The organism is Natrinema sp. DC36 (assembly GCF_020405225.1).
GTDB lineage: Archaea > Halobacteriota > Halobacteria > Halobacteriales > Natrialbaceae > Natrinema.
On record NZ_CP084475.1, the window covers coordinates 119,144 to 134,268 of the forward strand.

Below are 15,125 nucleotides of genomic sequence, written 5' to 3' on the forward strand. Positions count from 1 at the left end.
GCTACAAGTACACTCGCTTCGGAAACCCTACACGCGTGACGCCCTTGAGGACCGGCTCGCCGAGCTGTGAATGACCATGCAATTGCATGTACGTCCGGAACCGCTGCGATGGCAGCGACCTGCCTGTCAGTCGTCGAAGCCGAAGATCACGTCGTCGCCTTCGACGGAATCTACGGCGGGACGCGGTTGCTCTTCGAGGATCTGCTCGTCGATCCACTCGGCGTTACAGTTGGCTACGTGGATGCGACGGATACGGATGTCGTCGCCGCGGCAGTCACCGAAGATACAGCGTTGATTTGGATGGAATCACCGACGAATCCGTTACTACAGCTTTGCGACCTCGCTGCTGTAGGCGTGATTGCAGCGGACGTCGATGCGACGTACGTCGTCGATAACACGTTTGCAACACCATACTTTCAGCGACCGCTAGAGCACGGGGCCGACGTCGTCGTCCACAGTACGACGAAGTATCTGAACGGCCACAGCGATTCGATGGGGGTGCTATCCTGACTGATGACGATGAAATAACAGATTCAGTGCGGCACACACAGGCTTACGACCTCGGTGGAACGCTTGCTCCGTTCGACTGTTATCTCATCCTCCGAGGTCTCCGGACGGTCCCACTTCGAATGGATCGTCACGAAACCAACGCCGCCAGACTCGCGCGGTTCCTCGACGGTCATCCAGCGACGCTCAGGTCAATTATCCCGGATTGCAGCAGCATCCCCAACACGGCCTCGCTCGCGAACAGATAGACGGGTTCGGCGGTATCGTCTCGTTCGAGTTGGACGCGACGAGTGCCGAAACACGAGCTGTCCTCGATGAACTCACTACGTTCACGCTTGCCGTGAGTCTCGGGGGGACCAAATCGCTCGTCGACCATCCCGCGACGATGTCTGCATCGTACCTCTCCGACGCGGAGCGAGAGGAAGCCGGAATTCCGGATTCGCTCGTTCGCAGTCCCGTCGATATCGAGCACTTTGACGACCTCCGCGCCGATCTTGATCGAGCATTTTCACATCTTTAAAGTGATGTGATTTCAGGATTTTATAGACTACCGAAATTGGCGGATTTCATCATTAGAGCCAGATTCCTTATAGCCCCATTCTTCCTCTGAGTACCTTCTTAAAACCGGCCTTCAAGTAAGTTGTAATTTTATCAAAATTTTATAAGATAATAGTAGGTTTCTAACCATTGGGGATCTGATCTACATTTATAGTTAAATCAGTTCTATGAACTATAGTAGGCGTTAGAACTTTCTACTCAGAAACTGTAGTTGGATGTAATGGATCACCTTGACGAGATCTCTGTCGAGGAATTGCAAGATGCTCTCGACAATGCTGAGGGAAAGAAGCCGACCCAACGGCTAATAGCCGCAATAGCGTACAAAAATGGTCTTACACAAACTGAACTAGCCGAGTGGTACGGCGTTCAGCGACGGACAATCTATAGCTGGCTCAAGCGACTCGTCGGTCTCGAGTCGCTTGAACAGGCCATGACTGATGCTCACTGATCTGGAAGAAAACGAAAGCTCTCAGAAGATGAGCAAAAGATGTTCGAAGAAACTGTCCACAAATTTCCTGCGGAAGTTGGGATCGACGCGCCGGCGTGGACGCCGGCGCTTGTCCAGCAGTATCTGGAGGAGACGTACGATGTCGAGTACTCAATCCCGAGCTGTCGGCGCTTGCTCAAAGAAGCGGGATTGAGTTACCAAAAACCACGCCGTACAGCCGCCGAGTCTGATGCTGATGACCAAGAAACGTTCCGCGAGGAACTCAAAAAAAGCGGCGGGAGATGGACGCCACAGTAGTCTGTATCGATCAAACCAAGAAATCCGTGCAGGTCGAGCCGCGTGCCGCGTGGTTTCCGCGCGGCACGCGGCCAGCTGTTGAATTATCCGGACAACGCGACTGGACGTGTCTTTTGGGCGCAATTACCGAAAACGGTGATCGCTTTTTCTCTCGATTCGAAGAGTACGTGACTGCCGAACACGCGAAACATCTCATTCTCACATTATGCAACGAATTCGAAGATAATTTGATTATTGTGCTGGACGGAGCACCGTATTTTCGGGCGTCGGCCGTCACGGACCTGGCGGCCCGTGACGACCTCGCCTTCGTGAGATTGCCAGCGTATTCGCCAGAGCTCAACCCGGTCGAGGAGTGCTGGAGACAACTTCAATCAGCACTAAGCAATCAGTTCTTTGATTCACTTTCTGAACTCACAACAGCGATTGATACCGCTCTTGATCGGCTCTCTATACCAAAGGTGAGCAATTACTTCTAATCTCTACTATAGAATCATCGTCTCCTCTGGTAGTTGTCTACTCGCGCCAGCAAGAGACTGGCGCGCGTCGGTGACCGTACCGACGGGCGTTGAAGTGGTTCAGATGCATATGGTCATCTACGCGCTCGTAGAGGCATCGACAGAAAACGAAGCATTGGCTGCAGGGAAAACAGTGTTCAATCGGTTAGTCGGCTCTGAGCCGCATTCCTGCGCAGTATTCGACTATTTTGTGACCTTCGACGAGGAGGACACGTCCGTTGCGGGGAAGGCGCGATGGGGTGAGCTCCCGACTGCAGCCCCCGTCGACTCCGATGACGGCTAGGATCTCCTCAAGCGTGGGTGGGAGGCAACGAAGGAGGAGTTCGAGCGCAACCTCGAACGGGTGAAAAAGGCCATCGACGAGCTCTCCGACGAGGAGATCATGCGCGACGAGGACCTCGCCCGGCACGTCTTCCACCAGGTCGGTGCGTACGACGGCCCGACGATCTTCCTGTACACCGAACACGGAACCGGCATTCGCCACCGTGGACAGTTGGACCGACTCCTCGAGGAAAGTGAAGAGCTCTGGGTCGTGCCCGCTGACGTCCATTTCTGAACAATGCCGCGCATCACCAACTGGCGACGAGAGAGTCGCTCGCCGACACTCGCGTATCGGAACACCGAGACCGGTGCGCGAGCCGTCCTGCATCGAGCCCTGGGCTCCTACCGGTACAAGTGGCGTGGAGCAATCATCGTCGACGGCTACCCGGTGTGGTCGCGGGGGTACGAGACGAAGGACGCGACATCGTTCCGTGACGAGCTCCGAAAGCGGCCCGCTCCGGAACTCAGCTGTCCGGAGTGTCCGAACGACGACGTCTGCGTCGGCGAGAAGGCGGCAGACGGGGCGAAGGTCCAGCGGTGGTACGACTGCCCCGACTGTGGGTACGAGGCCCCCTCACGCATCATCTACGGCGCCGAACGGTGAGTGAGTGAATGCTGGGCGCTGTTTTTCGTCCGGGCACGAGGTGGTGGCCCGGGACGGCCGGGTTAGTCAACCAATGACCCTTGAAGTACCTGACCGACACAGTGAGGCACTGTTCGAGTTCCTCTGGTGCCCCGTCTGCGGGCAGGAGGTCTTCACTCACATCCCCTTCGAGGGGGTTCTGCAAGAACTGCAACACGCAGGTCGAACTCCAAGAATCCCGAGAGACACGCGGCTACGAGGAGGCCGTGCTCGCCTGCTTCGATTCTACCACGACCTGGAACCTTCACGTCGACGAGAAACTGCGTCGCGACCTACCTGATGGGTCGGCGCGAGTGAAGATCCTCGGCGCACCTGGCGCCTACGAGGTCGACTGGTGGAGTCCGGAGCCGGGTGAGGACTGGGAGCCTGTCAAGCGCGGCGAGTTCGACGACGTCGAGGAGCCTGAGGAGGTCTCCCACCTAGCGTAACGAGTAAATTTTCGTTGTGAGAGTGAGAGGGCCACTTATCCGAGTAGCGGGTGTAAGTGAGAGTGTATGCCTGAAGAAGTCCTGTTCAAATCCGAGAGTGCCCAGAGTAGAAACGAAATCGCGTCGTACCTCCGGAGCGTCGCCGAAAAGCTCGAACAGGGAGATTCGATCACCCTGAGGGCGGGGGAAGAGTCCGTCACGATGGATCCCCCGGCACGGCCGACATTCGAAGTCAAAGCCGAACGGGAAGGGCCGGCCGATGTCCCTGGAGAACTGAGCATCGAGTTCGAACTCGAGTGGGATGAAAACAGTGAGAGTGCTGAAGGAGGAACGGGGAATCTGGAAATCGAGTAAGTAGCTGGCATCAGTGTTTGTGGTGCGCCGGTGATGGGCGCCGGCGCACTCGTGCCGGCGAGTACCGATGTCGACACGGAGTCAACTGCGGTTTATGCAACGAGTCGAACAGACCACTGAAACCGAAGGCGACGCCGACCGTGTTGCACAGGTGTATCGCCATTCGGATGGATACCCGGCAAGCGTCCTGCAGGATCTCACACAGCTGAAAGACCTCCTCGATGCGACCTGCGCCGAGAGAGGACCAGCCTACACGGCAGCGGCGTTGGTGTTCCTCGACAAGCACTCGACAGTCAGTCTGTATCTGGATGGGGATTCAGAGCGAACGATCGACGCAGCGCAGCCAGCGGACCTCCTTGAGCCATCCAATATGGAGCACCTCGATCAACCGCTGTTCCTGCTGAGCCATGGCGTTGAGGATCCATCTGACGGCATCCACAGCGACGAAGAGTACCTCTACTTCGTCGAACTCCCGACGCGGAACCCGTTCGACGAGCCGACCGAGTGGAGTGCCAAGGTGAGCGAGCATTCCGGGCACCCGCGATAGGACGGCCCGACCGACGGGGCCTTCAAGCGGGCGAGTTGGCAATTCCACGGGTCGCTCGAGGACGCTCTCACAGAACTGGGGTCGGGACGAAGCAGTCGTCAAGTAAAATCCCAAATCGTATTTATATAGTTAGGATTTAGAAAGACCCAGATGATTACGAAGGCCGGACTCGCCGTGCTTGACGCGCTGAGTACCGGCTGTGAACCAACACCGGAGGAACTCGCGGCTGAAACCGAGTACTCACGAGAACATCTGTACGACGTACTCAACGAATTGCTCGCAGCGGGATTGCTCGCAGAAACCTGGTGCCCCAGCAATCAGCGTCGAGTCCGCATCGCGGAACATCCCGTCACCGAAGCGTATCGAACGCTCCAGTCGGAGTTCAGCCACGTAGACTGGACGGAACTGCTCTCCCCAGCCACACTCCGCGTGTGTTGGTATCTCGATAGGCCACGGCATATCGCTGATATCGCAGACCGGCTTGGAATCACCCGACAAGGTGTCCACAGCGCGTTATCACCGCTCAAGCACCGAGCATTACTCTCCAGATCCGATCCGAAGTACGCCCTCCGTGACGAAGTCTCGCCGCTGCTGGCGTTCGCTCGGGCCACCGTAGAGCATGAACATCGAGCACGAGTCCGGGAAATCGCCCCCAGCGCCACGATCGCGTGGTGCGATCCGAAGCGATCCCTCGTCCGCGTACAGACCGCTGAGGATGCGGACGCGCTCCAAGCAGCTCCAGACTGGGAGATGACCGGACTGGGCCGGTTTGCAGCGTATGGTCTACAGTTTTTCCTCGCCGGCGAGCCTCCGTTCTGGTATGCTCCAGACGAGGAGCTAACGCCTGCTGAAGCCGTGTGCCATACGCTCCTTCTCGGTAGCGGATCCCGTCGCGTCAGTTATTCGATGCTGTTGATCGAGACGCAAGATATCGATCAAGAAGCACTCATCGAGACCGCACGGTGGTACGACCTGGAACCTACTGTGGACGCGTTGTATCGGCCACTTCAGGGTGACTACGACAGGACAGATGATCTGCCAGTCATCCTTCCAAAGAACGACGAATATATGGCACTCAAAGAGCAGTACGGAGTTTCGTAACAACAACGCCCGCAGCCCGGCGGAAAATTGCGACCGATTAGATGATGCCGCCGATCACGAGAACGCCGAGGACGATTAACAGGGTCGCAACCACACTCCCGCCAGCCAGCAGCTTGTTCTCCATTGCCTTCTCGTGGAGTGGCATCTCTGCGTACTCCTCTCGGAACGACTCGAGATTCTTCTCGTCGTAAAAGTACTTCGTCTTCAGCGCGAACCGTTCGGTCACCGCACAACCTGTACAGACCGGTTCCTCTTCGAGCCGTTCGGTCTTGATGTGGCTGTCGCAGGCGATCGCCCCGCAGTTCGGACAGTAGGTGTACGTCCCGTCGACGCCGCTCGTCTCGCAGTGGACACACCGATGGATCCCGTCCTCCAGAGTGACCCGTGAGGGGCCAGCGGCATAGTGTTCGTACGGATACGAATACTCCAGTATCTCTGTCGTCTGCCGAACCTCAGGTAGATACACCGCCTCAATCGATTGCACTGAGATGTCCGAGAGATTCGGCTCACACGTCTTGTTGTAGGTGACGTTGTTGTCGCCGGTGTAGGTCACCGTCGTCGTGTGGTAGTCCTGAAGGCGGTCAACAGCCCACTCCTTGTACTCCGTTTGGGTCTGGCCAAACCGGCGCTCCTCGACGTCATCGAATACCTCGGTAAACTGCCCGGTATCGAGGGGGACCGTCGCGTGGAGATTCTCGGTGACCAGCGTCGCGACATCGTCGTCGGCCACCTTCGGATGGCCGCGCTCAGCGTGGACAACGAACTGTGTGCGGTCGTTGATCCGGTGGATGACACCGACGGAGGTCTCGAAGACAGTGTTCGTGTCGGCGGTGATCGCGACCACCGGCCGAAACGTTACCTGCGAGTGCGGCACCGGCAGATCCGCGGCCTCGATGTGCTCGATGTCGCGGAACGCCTCCTGGACAGGTGCGTCGACATCCACCGCCGGGTCATACGGCCGTAGTGTCTCGTCACAGAGGATCTCGATGCGGCCGTTGTAGAGATCGAGAGCGATCTCGTCGGCGATCTCCCGGAGGTCCTCGCCATCGATCAGCTCGATGGGATGGGGATCATCGTTCTGCTGGAGACGCTGGGCGTACTCCTGGGCGGGATTCGTGAACCGGCCGGTCGTCACGACCATCCCGCGTTTCGGGCCGTCAAAGTCGAACGTCGCGATCGCCGAGTGGAGCTTCTGGACGACCGGGCGCCCGACCGTCCCCGTGTGCTTGCACTCCACGATGATCGCGCGCCGAGTGCCGTCGACGACCTCCTCCATGATGACGTCCCGGCCCTCGTCAGCGGTTCGCTCAGCCTGACGGACGTTCTCGTACCCGAGATTTCGGAAGACGTCCTCTATCACGTCCTCAAACTCGAACCCTGAGAGATCGTCCAGTACAGCCATCCCGATATACCTGAACAGTACGTTGCAACTGCCAAATACGTTGCCGAACGCAGTCCTGTCCTGTTTTTGAACCCCCGAGAGGGGTGCGGGGGTAATCGGACGAGCCTCCCGCGAACCAACCTATGAGTGGAATCAGCGACCCACGTTCGCACGTACAGTCACGGACCTCGGCTGATCCCGACGTCATCTACGTCGGTTACCGTCGTCGAGGCCGCGCTATCGTCGAGAACCAATCGGACCAAGAACAGCTCACGCCAGAGCGGAGTCTGGAGGTGGCGAATCACAGTCCTTCGGGATTCGAATGGGGATATGGTGGCAGCGGGCCGGCCCAACTCGCACTCGCCCTCCTGCTCGATTACACTGAGAACGAGGAGTTGGCGCTTGCGGAGAACGAGGAGTTGGCGCTTGCGGAGAACGAGGAGTTGGCGCTTGCGGAGTACAAGGCGTTCAAGACCGAAGTAGTGAGCCAGCTAGAGTGTACAGGACCCGACGGCTGCTGGCGACTCACCGGCCGCGAGATAGATGCAGCCCTTCGTGAGATAGTCGACGATCCAGTCGCACCGTCCGTCAACTAACGATCACAGAAAGCAATCAATGTCAGAACACACCCAGCAGCCACGTACGGGCCTAGAATCGCCGCAGAACCGTGAGTGTCAGGCACCAACCGAGTACGTCGAGCGAAGCGATGTCGGCGTCTCACTCACGGTCAAACTTACTCGCGGTACTGGCACCCGCGATCAAGACAAGATCACGGCCAAAGTGAAGGGTAAAACGCTCGAAGACGCCCGCGAAGATATGGAAACCCTCCGCGAGTATATCCACGACCTCGCTGAGGACACTCGCCAGATCCAGCCAGCCGACCCACACGAATAGTATTTCTTTTGACTATTGCACAGAATCGTGTAGCCTTAGAATGTACGAAGTGTGCGGTGAGAAGGAACTCAAGGTCATCCTCGCACTCGACTCAGATGATTCCATCTCCGGTGTCGCGTCGTGAATCGGCTCGAGGAGGCGGGATACGTCGCGTACGACAATGGGAACCATCTCGTCGATCAGACACTCCGAGACGCCGGTCTCGAATTTCTGACGGCGGCAGCAGACACCTCACCAACGTCGATCCCAGAGGTGTACGTCCTCCCGCAATTCGCGGGGATGGAGTATGCATACACTGGCATCGATGCGGTCTACGTCTGGACCCGCGGTGGCTACCAGGTCGCTCGCGACCCAGAGGACTATCCGCTGTTCATCGCCGTCTACGAGTCCGACCTCGACGCCTGGACGGAGTTCTTCGATCGGTTCGGAATCCCGACTTCGGAAGAGCGCCAGCCTACTGAAGATCTCGATGGCACCATCCAGGTCGTTCTGGAGTCACGGTCACAGATCGATGCCGAGATGGTCGACGGACGGCCCGTCATCCCACTCAAAGAAACCGTTGCGTTCGCAAACGAGCACTACGCGCACTTCCAGTCAGCACTCGACATGCTCGGCCGTATGTACGACGAGGTCAACACTGACGCGAACTACCGCCTAAACTAACCTGGGCTGCCAACAGAGTATCCAGGGATGTTTAATTCATCGTAGAGCAATGGCGGAGACATGGCCACGGATCTCACCGAACGGGTGCTCTCACGGTACGTGAATGACGAAATCGGTCGAGAAACAGCGATCGAACTCGTTGGACGTGACTGCGTCAAGCGTGCAGAACGCGAACTGCAGGCAGTCGAAGACGATGTTCGGTGGGGTCTGAGTGCGTGACGTGCAGCTGATAGCCGGTCACGGAAGCAGGTCAACCTAGAGCCGTTTTTTCTCGCCTCAAAAGTGCGGAGGCGAACATCAGTGAGTGATCCATCAGATCAATCTGTCGAATCGGGCGGTCTTACGCCAAAACAGCGTCTCGAGCCACCAAACACGCGGCTCATCAACGCCGGTATCGTGACAATCAACGACATGGAGACGTTGCGAGCCTGCGTTGCCTACGAGAATGCAAACCGGGGAAGCGTTCAGATCCTCCGCCGGCTTGAACAGCAGGCCAACGAAATCCGCTCACAAGAGGACTGACGGGACATTCGGAAATGTCTGTCGGAGCCTTAATGGTTGCTAGCTCGAATAATTGGCCCACTGAATTAGAGTTTTGACTATTATAGTTCAGACTATTATAGTCTGATTCCTAACTTCGGAGCATATATGTACCTCCCACAACGACTCGGGGTATGGACCAGTTCGTCAATCGTATCGATGAACTCGATCGGTTGCAGGCCCTCTATGAGAGTGACGCTGCAGAACTCGCAATTATTTATGGGCGCCGCCAGATCGGCAAGAGCGAACTCGTCCGCCAATCGATTGCCGACCGCGACGATGCCGTGTACTATCAGGCAGTCCAAGGAACAGCGACGACACAGCTCAGGCGATTCGTCGAGGCAGCAGCGACGACCTATCCAGACATCACGGCCGTCAAAGAGGAATGGGAACCGCTCTTAACGTACCTCACCGACAGAGACGCCATCATCGTCATCGACGAATTCCCGTACCTCATTGAATCGAACGAGGGGCTTCCGTCGGTTATTCAACACCTGTGGGATACAGCTGTCGAGGAGAGTCAGGCGACGCTCGTACTCACAGGCTCTGCAATCGGCATAATTCATACCCACGTCCTCGATGGCGGTGCGCCACTCTACGGCCGGGTATCCCAGACACCGAATGGCCGCCTCGAACTCACCCAGCTGCCGTTTCGTTCCATCCAAGAGTTCGTGCCGACGTACGATCCCGAAGAACGGGTGTTCGTCTATGGCGTCTTCGGCGGCACACCCCGATATCTCAGCCCTCTCGATCCATCACAGAGCTTTGGAGAGAACATCACGCGGCTGTTGTGCGACCCGGATGGCCCACTCCACGACGAGCCCGAAACCGTCCTCCAGATGGAGCTCAACGAGGTGAACACGTATTTCTCCGTACTGGAATCGATGGCCAGCGGGAACCGCAGTCGAAACGAGATCGCCCAGGGAGCCGGCATCGAGAGCACCAACACGTCGTACTACTTCGACCGGCTGGAAACGCTCCAGATCATCGAGAAACACCATCCAGCACTCGCCGACCCGGCACGCAGCAAGCGGACGCGATACCAGATCCGGGATCCCGTGTTCCGGTTTTACTTCCGCTATCTCTACGGCCGCGGGGGACAGTACGAACTCTACGGCGAGAACGCCTACGCGGATCTCATCGAACCGGAATTGCCCGACTTCGTCAGCGAAACGTTCGAATCGCTCTGTCACCAGGCGGTGCCGGCGCTCTATGCAGACTACCAGCTCACACAGGTGCCAAGCCAGTGGTGGTACAAGGGCCGGGAGGTAGATGTCGTCGCACCAACTGACGAGTCAACGCTGATCGCTGGCGAAGCGAAATTCACCAACACCCCCCTCGGTTATGACGTGCTCACGGATCTCGAAGACGACGTGGAGCACATCGACTGGACACCCATTGGAGGTGGTGAGCCGACGTATGAATTCGCCTTGTTCAGCCGCTCTGGGTTCAAACGCTCGGTCGAGGAAGCTGCAGACGAGCGTGATGATCTTCGTCTCTTCGATCTATCTGATATCGTTGCTATTCTTGAGAGTAAAACCGACCAGTAACACCAGAGGGTAACAGCTGGGAATGGTTTTTCGACCCCCAAGGGGGCGCGAGGGAATCGAACGTACACCCATAGGTCAATAAATGAAAGAAACCAATGAGACGACAGCGTCTCGAGTAACGATCACTCTCGATAGCGCCGAGCTCCCTGTCGACGAGCAAGCCCGCAACGCGCTTCTCACCGAGTTCCGTTTACGAGTCGGCCATCTTGTCGATTGGCTTCGTGGCATCGACGCTGAGCAAGATGACATCGACATCAGTACGGGCTACCGATATGCGCAAGTTCCGGCAACGTGCCCACTCTGTAGCGAGCGACTCGATCTCCAGAGTGTCCATCTCGATACAGAGAACGGAGCCCTGGCTAGCGCGGTGTGTTCGAGCGAGGAGTGTGACTGGAGCGGTGATGCAGTTTATCGAATCATCGACCCCGAGGGCAGCGAAAGCGACGCCTTCGAGAGTAGTGTACTGACCGGGGATATCGCGCCGGACTACCTCCCTTACTGAACTGAGATCTGCGAGGTATCTCTGCTGAGCCGACAACGTAGCAGCCCCCACAGGGAACCAGCCTGATTAACCAACATGGCATATCCAGTAGCAACCGATGTTGGTTAACGGCTAGCCGCCGGGAGCAGTTTTTCTCCCCCAGGAGGGGCGCGGGGAGAGTTCCCGCGTTGATTCATTATGGCACTCACTGCGAGTACGACCAGCAATGCAGCTAGCGAAATTGCAGCTGCTCGGCAGGCTGACCACGTGGCGTTCCTCCATCGAGTTCCGTTCGCATATGACGCGCGACGACTCGGCTTTCTTACAGGCTTTCGCGAGGACTGTACCTACCAACAGCAGCAGTTCAAAGCGTTAGAGTTGTCTGTTGGGATGCTCGATAACGATTTTCGAAATCCAGACCTAGAGCGGTACGTCGAGCGCTTTTTCGAGCACGAGCCCCAGGTCGGGGTGATTGGCGATGCCTACGGAGTCGAAGAAGTGGACCGATACGTCGCTGCTGCTCGCGAGATCAAAGGAAGCTACCCAAAATCGGACCTCGTCATCGTCCCCAAATGCCGTGGCGCGATTCACGCGGTCCCTGATGACCTCGTCGTCGGGTACTCCCGGGGATACGCCGATCGACTCGCTCACGAGTTCTCAGAGCCGAGTGATTGGCGTGGTCGTCGCGTCCACATACTTGGAGGGAGTCCGCCGAAACAACTGGACGTCATTAAGCAGCTCACCCGTCCCACACTGACGGGAGACCCACCCGCAGATATCGTCGGCCTCGACTGGAATGGTCTTCACCGTGGCGCACAGTTCGGCGAGTTCTGGACAGCTAATGGGTGGGACGACAGTGGTCGCGACGCCGAGCACATGACGATCCGAAAAACCGTTCGGTGCAGTCTCGCGAAGGTTCGAGAATTCTGGCAGGCACGAGGCGTATGGCCCGAATCGACAACTCGGAAAGACAGCGTCGAGTTCGAGTATCGCGGCCCGTCACCGAGTGATATCGAGAGTGCAGCTTGTACTGAGTGCGATGTGAACGTTTGGACGACTGAACGGGGTCCCTTCGTAGCAGAGTACGATACGGGAGTGATCTGTGGGTACTGTAGCTACGACTGCTACTTCACGCATCGGCATCAGAACCAGCTCGAAGGGCTAGCCGGCGAACAAAGCGTCTACTTCCCGCCAGCCTGAGCAGCGAGCTGTTTTTTGCGCCCCAAGGGGTGCGGCGCGATCTGAATCGGCGCAGTTGCGATAATTCAATCCTGAAAACAATGGCTACGAGTAGTGATTCGTCGGTCTCGTTCGAGAAGACCGACACCCGACACGACGAGATGCAAAGTACCATCGAAGAGTGGATCGACGACCTCGTCGACCGCGTCGACGATGCACAAGCAAGTGAGGAGTTCCAGGAGTGGTTGGATGTCCAGAGTCGTTTCCACGACTATTCGCACCGAAATACGCTCCTGATCAAGCTCCAGCATCCAGAGGCAACGAAGGTCGCAGGCTACAATACGTGGCGAAACGACTTCGATCGACACGTCCAGGAAGGCGAACAGGCCATCTGGATCTGGGCTCCGATCATCACCAAGCGATGTCCCGAGTGTGAGAATTCGCCCAGCTACCACGAGAAAATCGGCTGTGAGTACAACGAGACGTCGGCGGATGAGTGGTCGAAAGGCCTTGTCGGGTTCAAACCAGCACCAGTCTTCAACGTCTCCCAGACGGACGGAGAGCCGCTCCCCGAACTGAAGACCGCAGCGATGGGCGACGCCAACGACCTGGTGCCAGCGCTCAAAGGAGCAGCTGATAAACTCGGTGTGACGGTACGCATTGTCGATGCTGACGACTGGGAGCATGGCGACGCGAAGGGAGTCTGTAAGTACCGGAGCCTACACAACCTCCAGCCAGTCGTCGAAGCGATAGCCCGATCGAATCAGGCAGATCTCGCTGTCACGCTGATTCACGAGTACGCCCACGCGTTGCTACACTTCGATATCGAGGATGAACCCGAACGGGCAAAGCGCGAGGTCGAAGCAGAAGCCGTCGCGTACATCGTCGGTCGGTATTTCGGACTCGACACGAGCGGATCTGCATTCTATCTCGCTGCTTGGCAGGGCGATGACTCAGAAGCAATTCAAGAGCGCCTCGGTCGAATCAGTTCCACTGCTCAGGAGATCATTGGATCACTCGTGGAGTAACGATTCAGACAACTTCTGGAACTCGTAACAGTCGAAACTAATCGAGTGAAGTTCCGGGTGCGTTGAAAGCGGTTTTTCACGCCGTCGAAGGGCGACGGCGTGCGCGAACTCGTCACGTCGATTCAGCCGAAATCATGAGCGAACGAACTGACGACGTCGAGACACAGAACGAAGACGAAACAGAACACGAAGAGCGGGTGTACTCTCCTGATGGTGGAGTTGTAGCATCGACTCCTGCAGCTTCAACACCTACTGAAGCTGTCCAGCAACCCACCATTGGCAAAGACCCGTCTCAGGAGGAACTCGAGCCTCGCACAAAGCGAGCTCGAAACGAAGAGATGGACGTCTCGCTACTCCAGAAGGGAGGAATCTACGAGGTGCAATCGGAGTCAGGGAACATCTACGAGGTCGACATCGCGAGTAAGACGTGTACGTGTCCAGATTTTACGAAGCAGAATCCAAGCGGTGGATGTAAACATGTACGGCGAGCCGATCTCGAAATTCGGAGTGGGAACGTCCCTCGTCCCGATGGCCGTCTCCCGGAGACGATGGACATGGTCGAACAACTTGCAGCAGAAATTCGTGAGTTGGACCAAGAGATCGAAGAACGAGAGGAGCGACGACGAGAACTCGAAGCTACAGCGTTGGTTATCGAGGAGTTCACGATCCAATAGACGAGAGATTTAACCAACAGTTCTAAGATATTGGCCAACAACGTTGGTTAACAGAGCCGTGACCCATGTCATACTCTCCACCAGACCCACCTCGTGAAGTCCCAGCTGACATTGTTTCGAAGCTCGATGAGCAGTCCTCAGAGGTACTCCGACAAGTCGCTCGATTCGCCGAGAAACTTGCCGAGCATCGCGAGCGAGAAGTACGATTAACTGAAAACGAGAAGGATGAGGAGGTCGAAGAGCGACCAGAGGACCTCCCGGATGACGTTCCTTCGAAGGCGACGATCACGATTAAGGAGATCAACGACAACCGCTACTACTACTGGCAGTGGCGAGAAGGAGAGAAGATTCGTTCCCAGTACAAAGGCCCCGTCAGTCCCGACGAGTAGACGAGATCGAACCATAGCTGAATGTTTGTTTTAGTACTATCGGAAACGGAACAGACGACACCCCCCAGAGTGTGAATGGGTCCGATCAATCCGGACGAGGGAGACTTGGGGGGAAGACACTCACCCCACGTTTCCGTCGTTACTGGATGTGGATGGAGGGGGTGCGGCTGATTTCGAAGGGATCACACCCCCCGCATTTCCGTCGTTTCTCCACGACGACGTAGGGAGAAGCTACGATTAGTACTAGGTAGCCACTAATTATGTTGGTCTAGGAACAATTTATAGATGAACTAACTGCTGCAATACATAGATTAAAGTAACATAGCTGAGAAAAGCCCACTAAGTGTACTTCGACAAAAGAGGAGACGAAGTACTTCGCCTCCTCAGGTGAAATAATCCTCTCCAGCTGATTCTGTGGATGACTGGCTATGGACGATCAGACCCATCTCGTCTTGGTAATCTCGTCGTGGACGTCTTCTTCAAGTCCCCTCCCCACCTGTTCGCTGATTACGACGGAAACGTGGGGTGTGTGGGTTCGGAATCCGAGATCGCGGCCACGCTTCCGTCTTCGGGTTTCCTATCTCACGTCGGAAACACGGCTATATTGTCAACAATCCAATTCCAGCG

At 56.8% G+C, this 15,125-nt stretch carries 14 protein-coding genes and 6 pseudogenes; 19 read left to right on the forward strand and 1 reads right to left on the reverse strand.

Going from position 1 to position 15,125, the window contains the following annotated elements; all coding sequences use genetic code 11:
• Positions 1-108: 108 nt before the first annotated feature.
• The 8 genes and pseudogenes from LDH74_RS24890 to LDH74_RS24925 all read left to right on the forward strand — a co-directional run bounded on the left by LDH74_RS24890 (position 109) and on the right by LDH74_RS24925 (position 5,719).
• Positions 109-1,027: pseudogene (locus LDH74_RS24890) on the forward strand (aminotransferase class I/II-fold pyridoxal phosphate-dependent enzyme).
• A gap of 258 nt (positions 1,028-1,285) precedes the next feature.
• Positions 1,286-2,286 (forward strand): annotated as a pseudogene (locus LDH74_RS24895) (IS630 family transposase).
• Between the two features lie 103 nt (positions 2,287-2,389).
• Positions 2,390-2,881, forward strand: a pseudogene (locus LDH74_RS24900) (hypothetical protein).
• 3 nt (positions 2,882-2,884) lie between these two features.
• Positions 2,885-3,250, forward strand: a complete 366-nt coding sequence (locus tag LDH74_RS24905) for a hypothetical protein (protein WP_226043198.1) — start codon at positions 2,885-2,887, stop codon at positions 3,248-3,250.
• 73 nt (positions 3,251-3,323) lie between these two features.
• Positions 3,324-3,717: pseudogene (locus tag LDH74_RS24910) on the forward strand (hypothetical protein).
• Positions 3,718-3,783: 66 nt separating this feature from the next.
• Positions 3,784-4,071: an amphi-Trp domain-containing protein gene (locus LDH74_RS24915; protein ID WP_226043199.1), complete on the forward strand. Its 288-nt coding sequence runs from the start codon at positions 3,784-3,786 to the stop codon at positions 4,069-4,071.
• 67 nt (positions 4,072-4,138) lie between these two features.
• A pseudogene (locus LDH74_RS24920) lies at positions 4,139-4,747 on the forward strand (hypothetical protein).
• A gap of 21 nt (positions 4,748-4,768) precedes the next feature.
• Positions 4,769-5,719, forward strand: coding sequence for a helix-turn-helix domain-containing protein (locus tag LDH74_RS24925; protein ID WP_226043200.1), 951 nt, complete (start codon positions 4,769-4,771; stop codon positions 5,717-5,719).
• Positions 5,720-5,756: 37 nt separating this feature from the next.
• Here the strand turns inward: LDH74_RS24925 and LDH74_RS24930 are convergent, their stop codons facing one another.
• Positions 5,757-7,121 carry a restriction endonuclease gene (locus LDH74_RS24930; RefSeq protein WP_226043201.1) on the reverse strand — a complete coding sequence of 455 codons (1,365 nt, stop codon included), beginning with the start codon at positions 7,119-7,121 and terminating at the stop codon, positions 5,757-5,759.
• A 122-nt stretch (positions 7,122-7,243) separates the two neighbouring features.
• Between LDH74_RS24930 and LDH74_RS24935 the strand changes: the two genes are divergently transcribed.
• The 11 genes and pseudogenes from LDH74_RS24935 (at position 7,244) to LDH74_RS24985 (ending at position 14,498) form a co-directional block, all read left to right on the forward strand.
• Entirely contained in the window at positions 7,244-7,696 is a 453-nt protein-coding gene (locus LDH74_RS24935; RefSeq protein ID WP_226043202.1) for a DUF6166 domain-containing protein, read from the forward strand.
• A 19-nt stretch (positions 7,697-7,715) separates the two neighbouring features.
• The gene (locus LDH74_RS24940; RefSeq protein WP_006065870.1) at positions 7,716-7,994 is read left to right on the forward strand and encodes a hypothetical protein; all 279 of its coding nucleotides are present in this window, start codon (positions 7,716-7,718) and stop codon (positions 7,992-7,994) included.
• Positions 7,995-8,034: 40 nt separating this feature from the next.
• A pseudogene (locus tag LDH74_RS24945) lies at positions 8,035-8,657 on the forward strand (RNA polymerase subunit sigma-70).
• 60 nt (positions 8,658-8,717) lie between these two features.
• On the forward strand, positions 8,718-8,876 hold the full coding sequence (locus LDH74_RS24950) for a hypothetical protein (RefSeq protein ID WP_226043203.1): 159 nt from the start codon (positions 8,718-8,720) through the stop codon (positions 8,874-8,876).
• An 81-nt stretch (positions 8,877-8,957) separates the two neighbouring features.
• Positions 8,958-9,179, forward strand: a complete 222-nt coding sequence (locus tag LDH74_RS24955) for a hypothetical protein (protein ID WP_226043204.1) — start codon at positions 8,958-8,960, stop codon at positions 9,177-9,179.
• Between the two features lie 152 nt (positions 9,180-9,331).
• Positions 9,332-10,747 carry an ATP-binding protein gene (locus LDH74_RS24960; protein ID WP_226043205.1) on the forward strand — a complete coding sequence of 472 codons (1,416 nt, stop codon included), beginning with the start codon at positions 9,332-9,334 and terminating at the stop codon, positions 10,745-10,747.
• 82 nt (positions 10,748-10,829) lie between these two features.
• A complete protein-coding gene (locus LDH74_RS24965; RefSeq protein WP_226043206.1) occupies positions 10,830-11,249 on the forward strand; it encodes a hypothetical protein in 420 nt (139 codons plus the stop codon).
• Positions 11,250-11,426: 177 nt separating this feature from the next.
• Positions 11,427-12,428, forward strand: coding sequence for a DUF6610 family protein (locus tag LDH74_RS24970; RefSeq protein WP_226043207.1), 1,002 nt, complete (start codon positions 11,427-11,429; stop codon positions 12,426-12,428).
• An 80-nt stretch (positions 12,429-12,508) separates the two neighbouring features.
• Positions 12,509-13,435 (forward strand): ArdC-like ssDNA-binding domain-containing protein, encoded by a 927-nt coding sequence (locus tag LDH74_RS24975; RefSeq protein WP_226043208.1) that lies wholly within the window; start codon positions 12,509-12,511, stop codon positions 13,433-13,435.
• Positions 13,436-13,569: 134 nt separating this feature from the next.
• On the forward strand, positions 13,570-14,109 hold the full coding sequence (locus tag LDH74_RS24980) for a hypothetical protein (RefSeq protein ID WP_226043209.1): 540 nt from the start codon (positions 13,570-13,572) through the stop codon (positions 14,107-14,109).
• Between the two features lie 65 nt (positions 14,110-14,174).
• Positions 14,175-14,498 carry a hypothetical protein gene (locus LDH74_RS24985; RefSeq protein ID WP_226043210.1) on the forward strand — a complete coding sequence of 108 codons (324 nt, stop codon included), beginning with the start codon at positions 14,175-14,177 and terminating at the stop codon, positions 14,496-14,498.
• Positions 14,499-15,125: the final 627 nt, after the last annotated feature.

Coding starts and splice junctions, on each gene's coding strand:
- LDH74_RS24940 (WP_006065870.1), top strand. CDS start 7,716: ATGTCAGAACACACCCAGCAGCCACGTACGGGCCTAGAATCGCCGCAG.
- LDH74_RS24930 (WP_226043201.1), bottom strand. CDS start 7,121: ATGGCTGTACTGGACGATCTCTCAGGGTTCGAGTTTGAGGACGTGATA.
- LDH74_RS24970 (WP_226043207.1), top strand. CDS start 11,427: ATGGCACTCACTGCGAGTACGACCAGCAATGCAGCTAGCGAAATTGCA.
- LDH74_RS24935 (WP_226043202.1), top strand. CDS start 7,244: ATGAGTGGAATCAGCGACCCACGTTCGCACGTACAGTCACGGACCTCG.
- LDH74_RS24975 (WP_226043208.1), top strand. CDS start 12,509: ATGGCTACGAGTAGTGATTCGTCGGTCTCGTTCGAGAAGACCGACACC.
- LDH74_RS24960 (WP_226043205.1), top strand. CDS start 9,332: ATGGACCAGTTCGTCAATCGTATCGATGAACTCGATCGGTTGCAGGCC.
- LDH74_RS24980 (WP_226043209.1), top strand. CDS start 13,570: ATGAGCGAACGAACTGACGACGTCGAGACACAGAACGAAGACGAAACA.
- LDH74_RS24965 (WP_226043206.1), top strand. CDS start 10,830: ATGAAAGAAACCAATGAGACGACAGCGTCTCGAGTAACGATCACTCTC.
- LDH74_RS24925 (WP_226043200.1), top strand. CDS start 4,769: ATGATTACGAAGGCCGGACTCGCCGTGCTTGACGCGCTGAGTACCGGC.
- LDH74_RS24985 (WP_226043210.1), top strand. CDS start 14,175: ATGTCATACTCTCCACCAGACCCACCTCGTGAAGTCCCAGCTGACATT.
- LDH74_RS24950 (WP_226043203.1), top strand. CDS start 8,718: ATGGCCACGGATCTCACCGAACGGGTGCTCTCACGGTACGTGAATGAC.
- LDH74_RS24905 (WP_226043198.1), top strand. CDS start 2,885: ATGCCGCGCATCACCAACTGGCGACGAGAGAGTCGCTCGCCGACACTC.
- LDH74_RS24915 (WP_226043199.1), top strand. CDS start 3,784: ATGCCTGAAGAAGTCCTGTTCAAATCCGAGAGTGCCCAGAGTAGAAAC.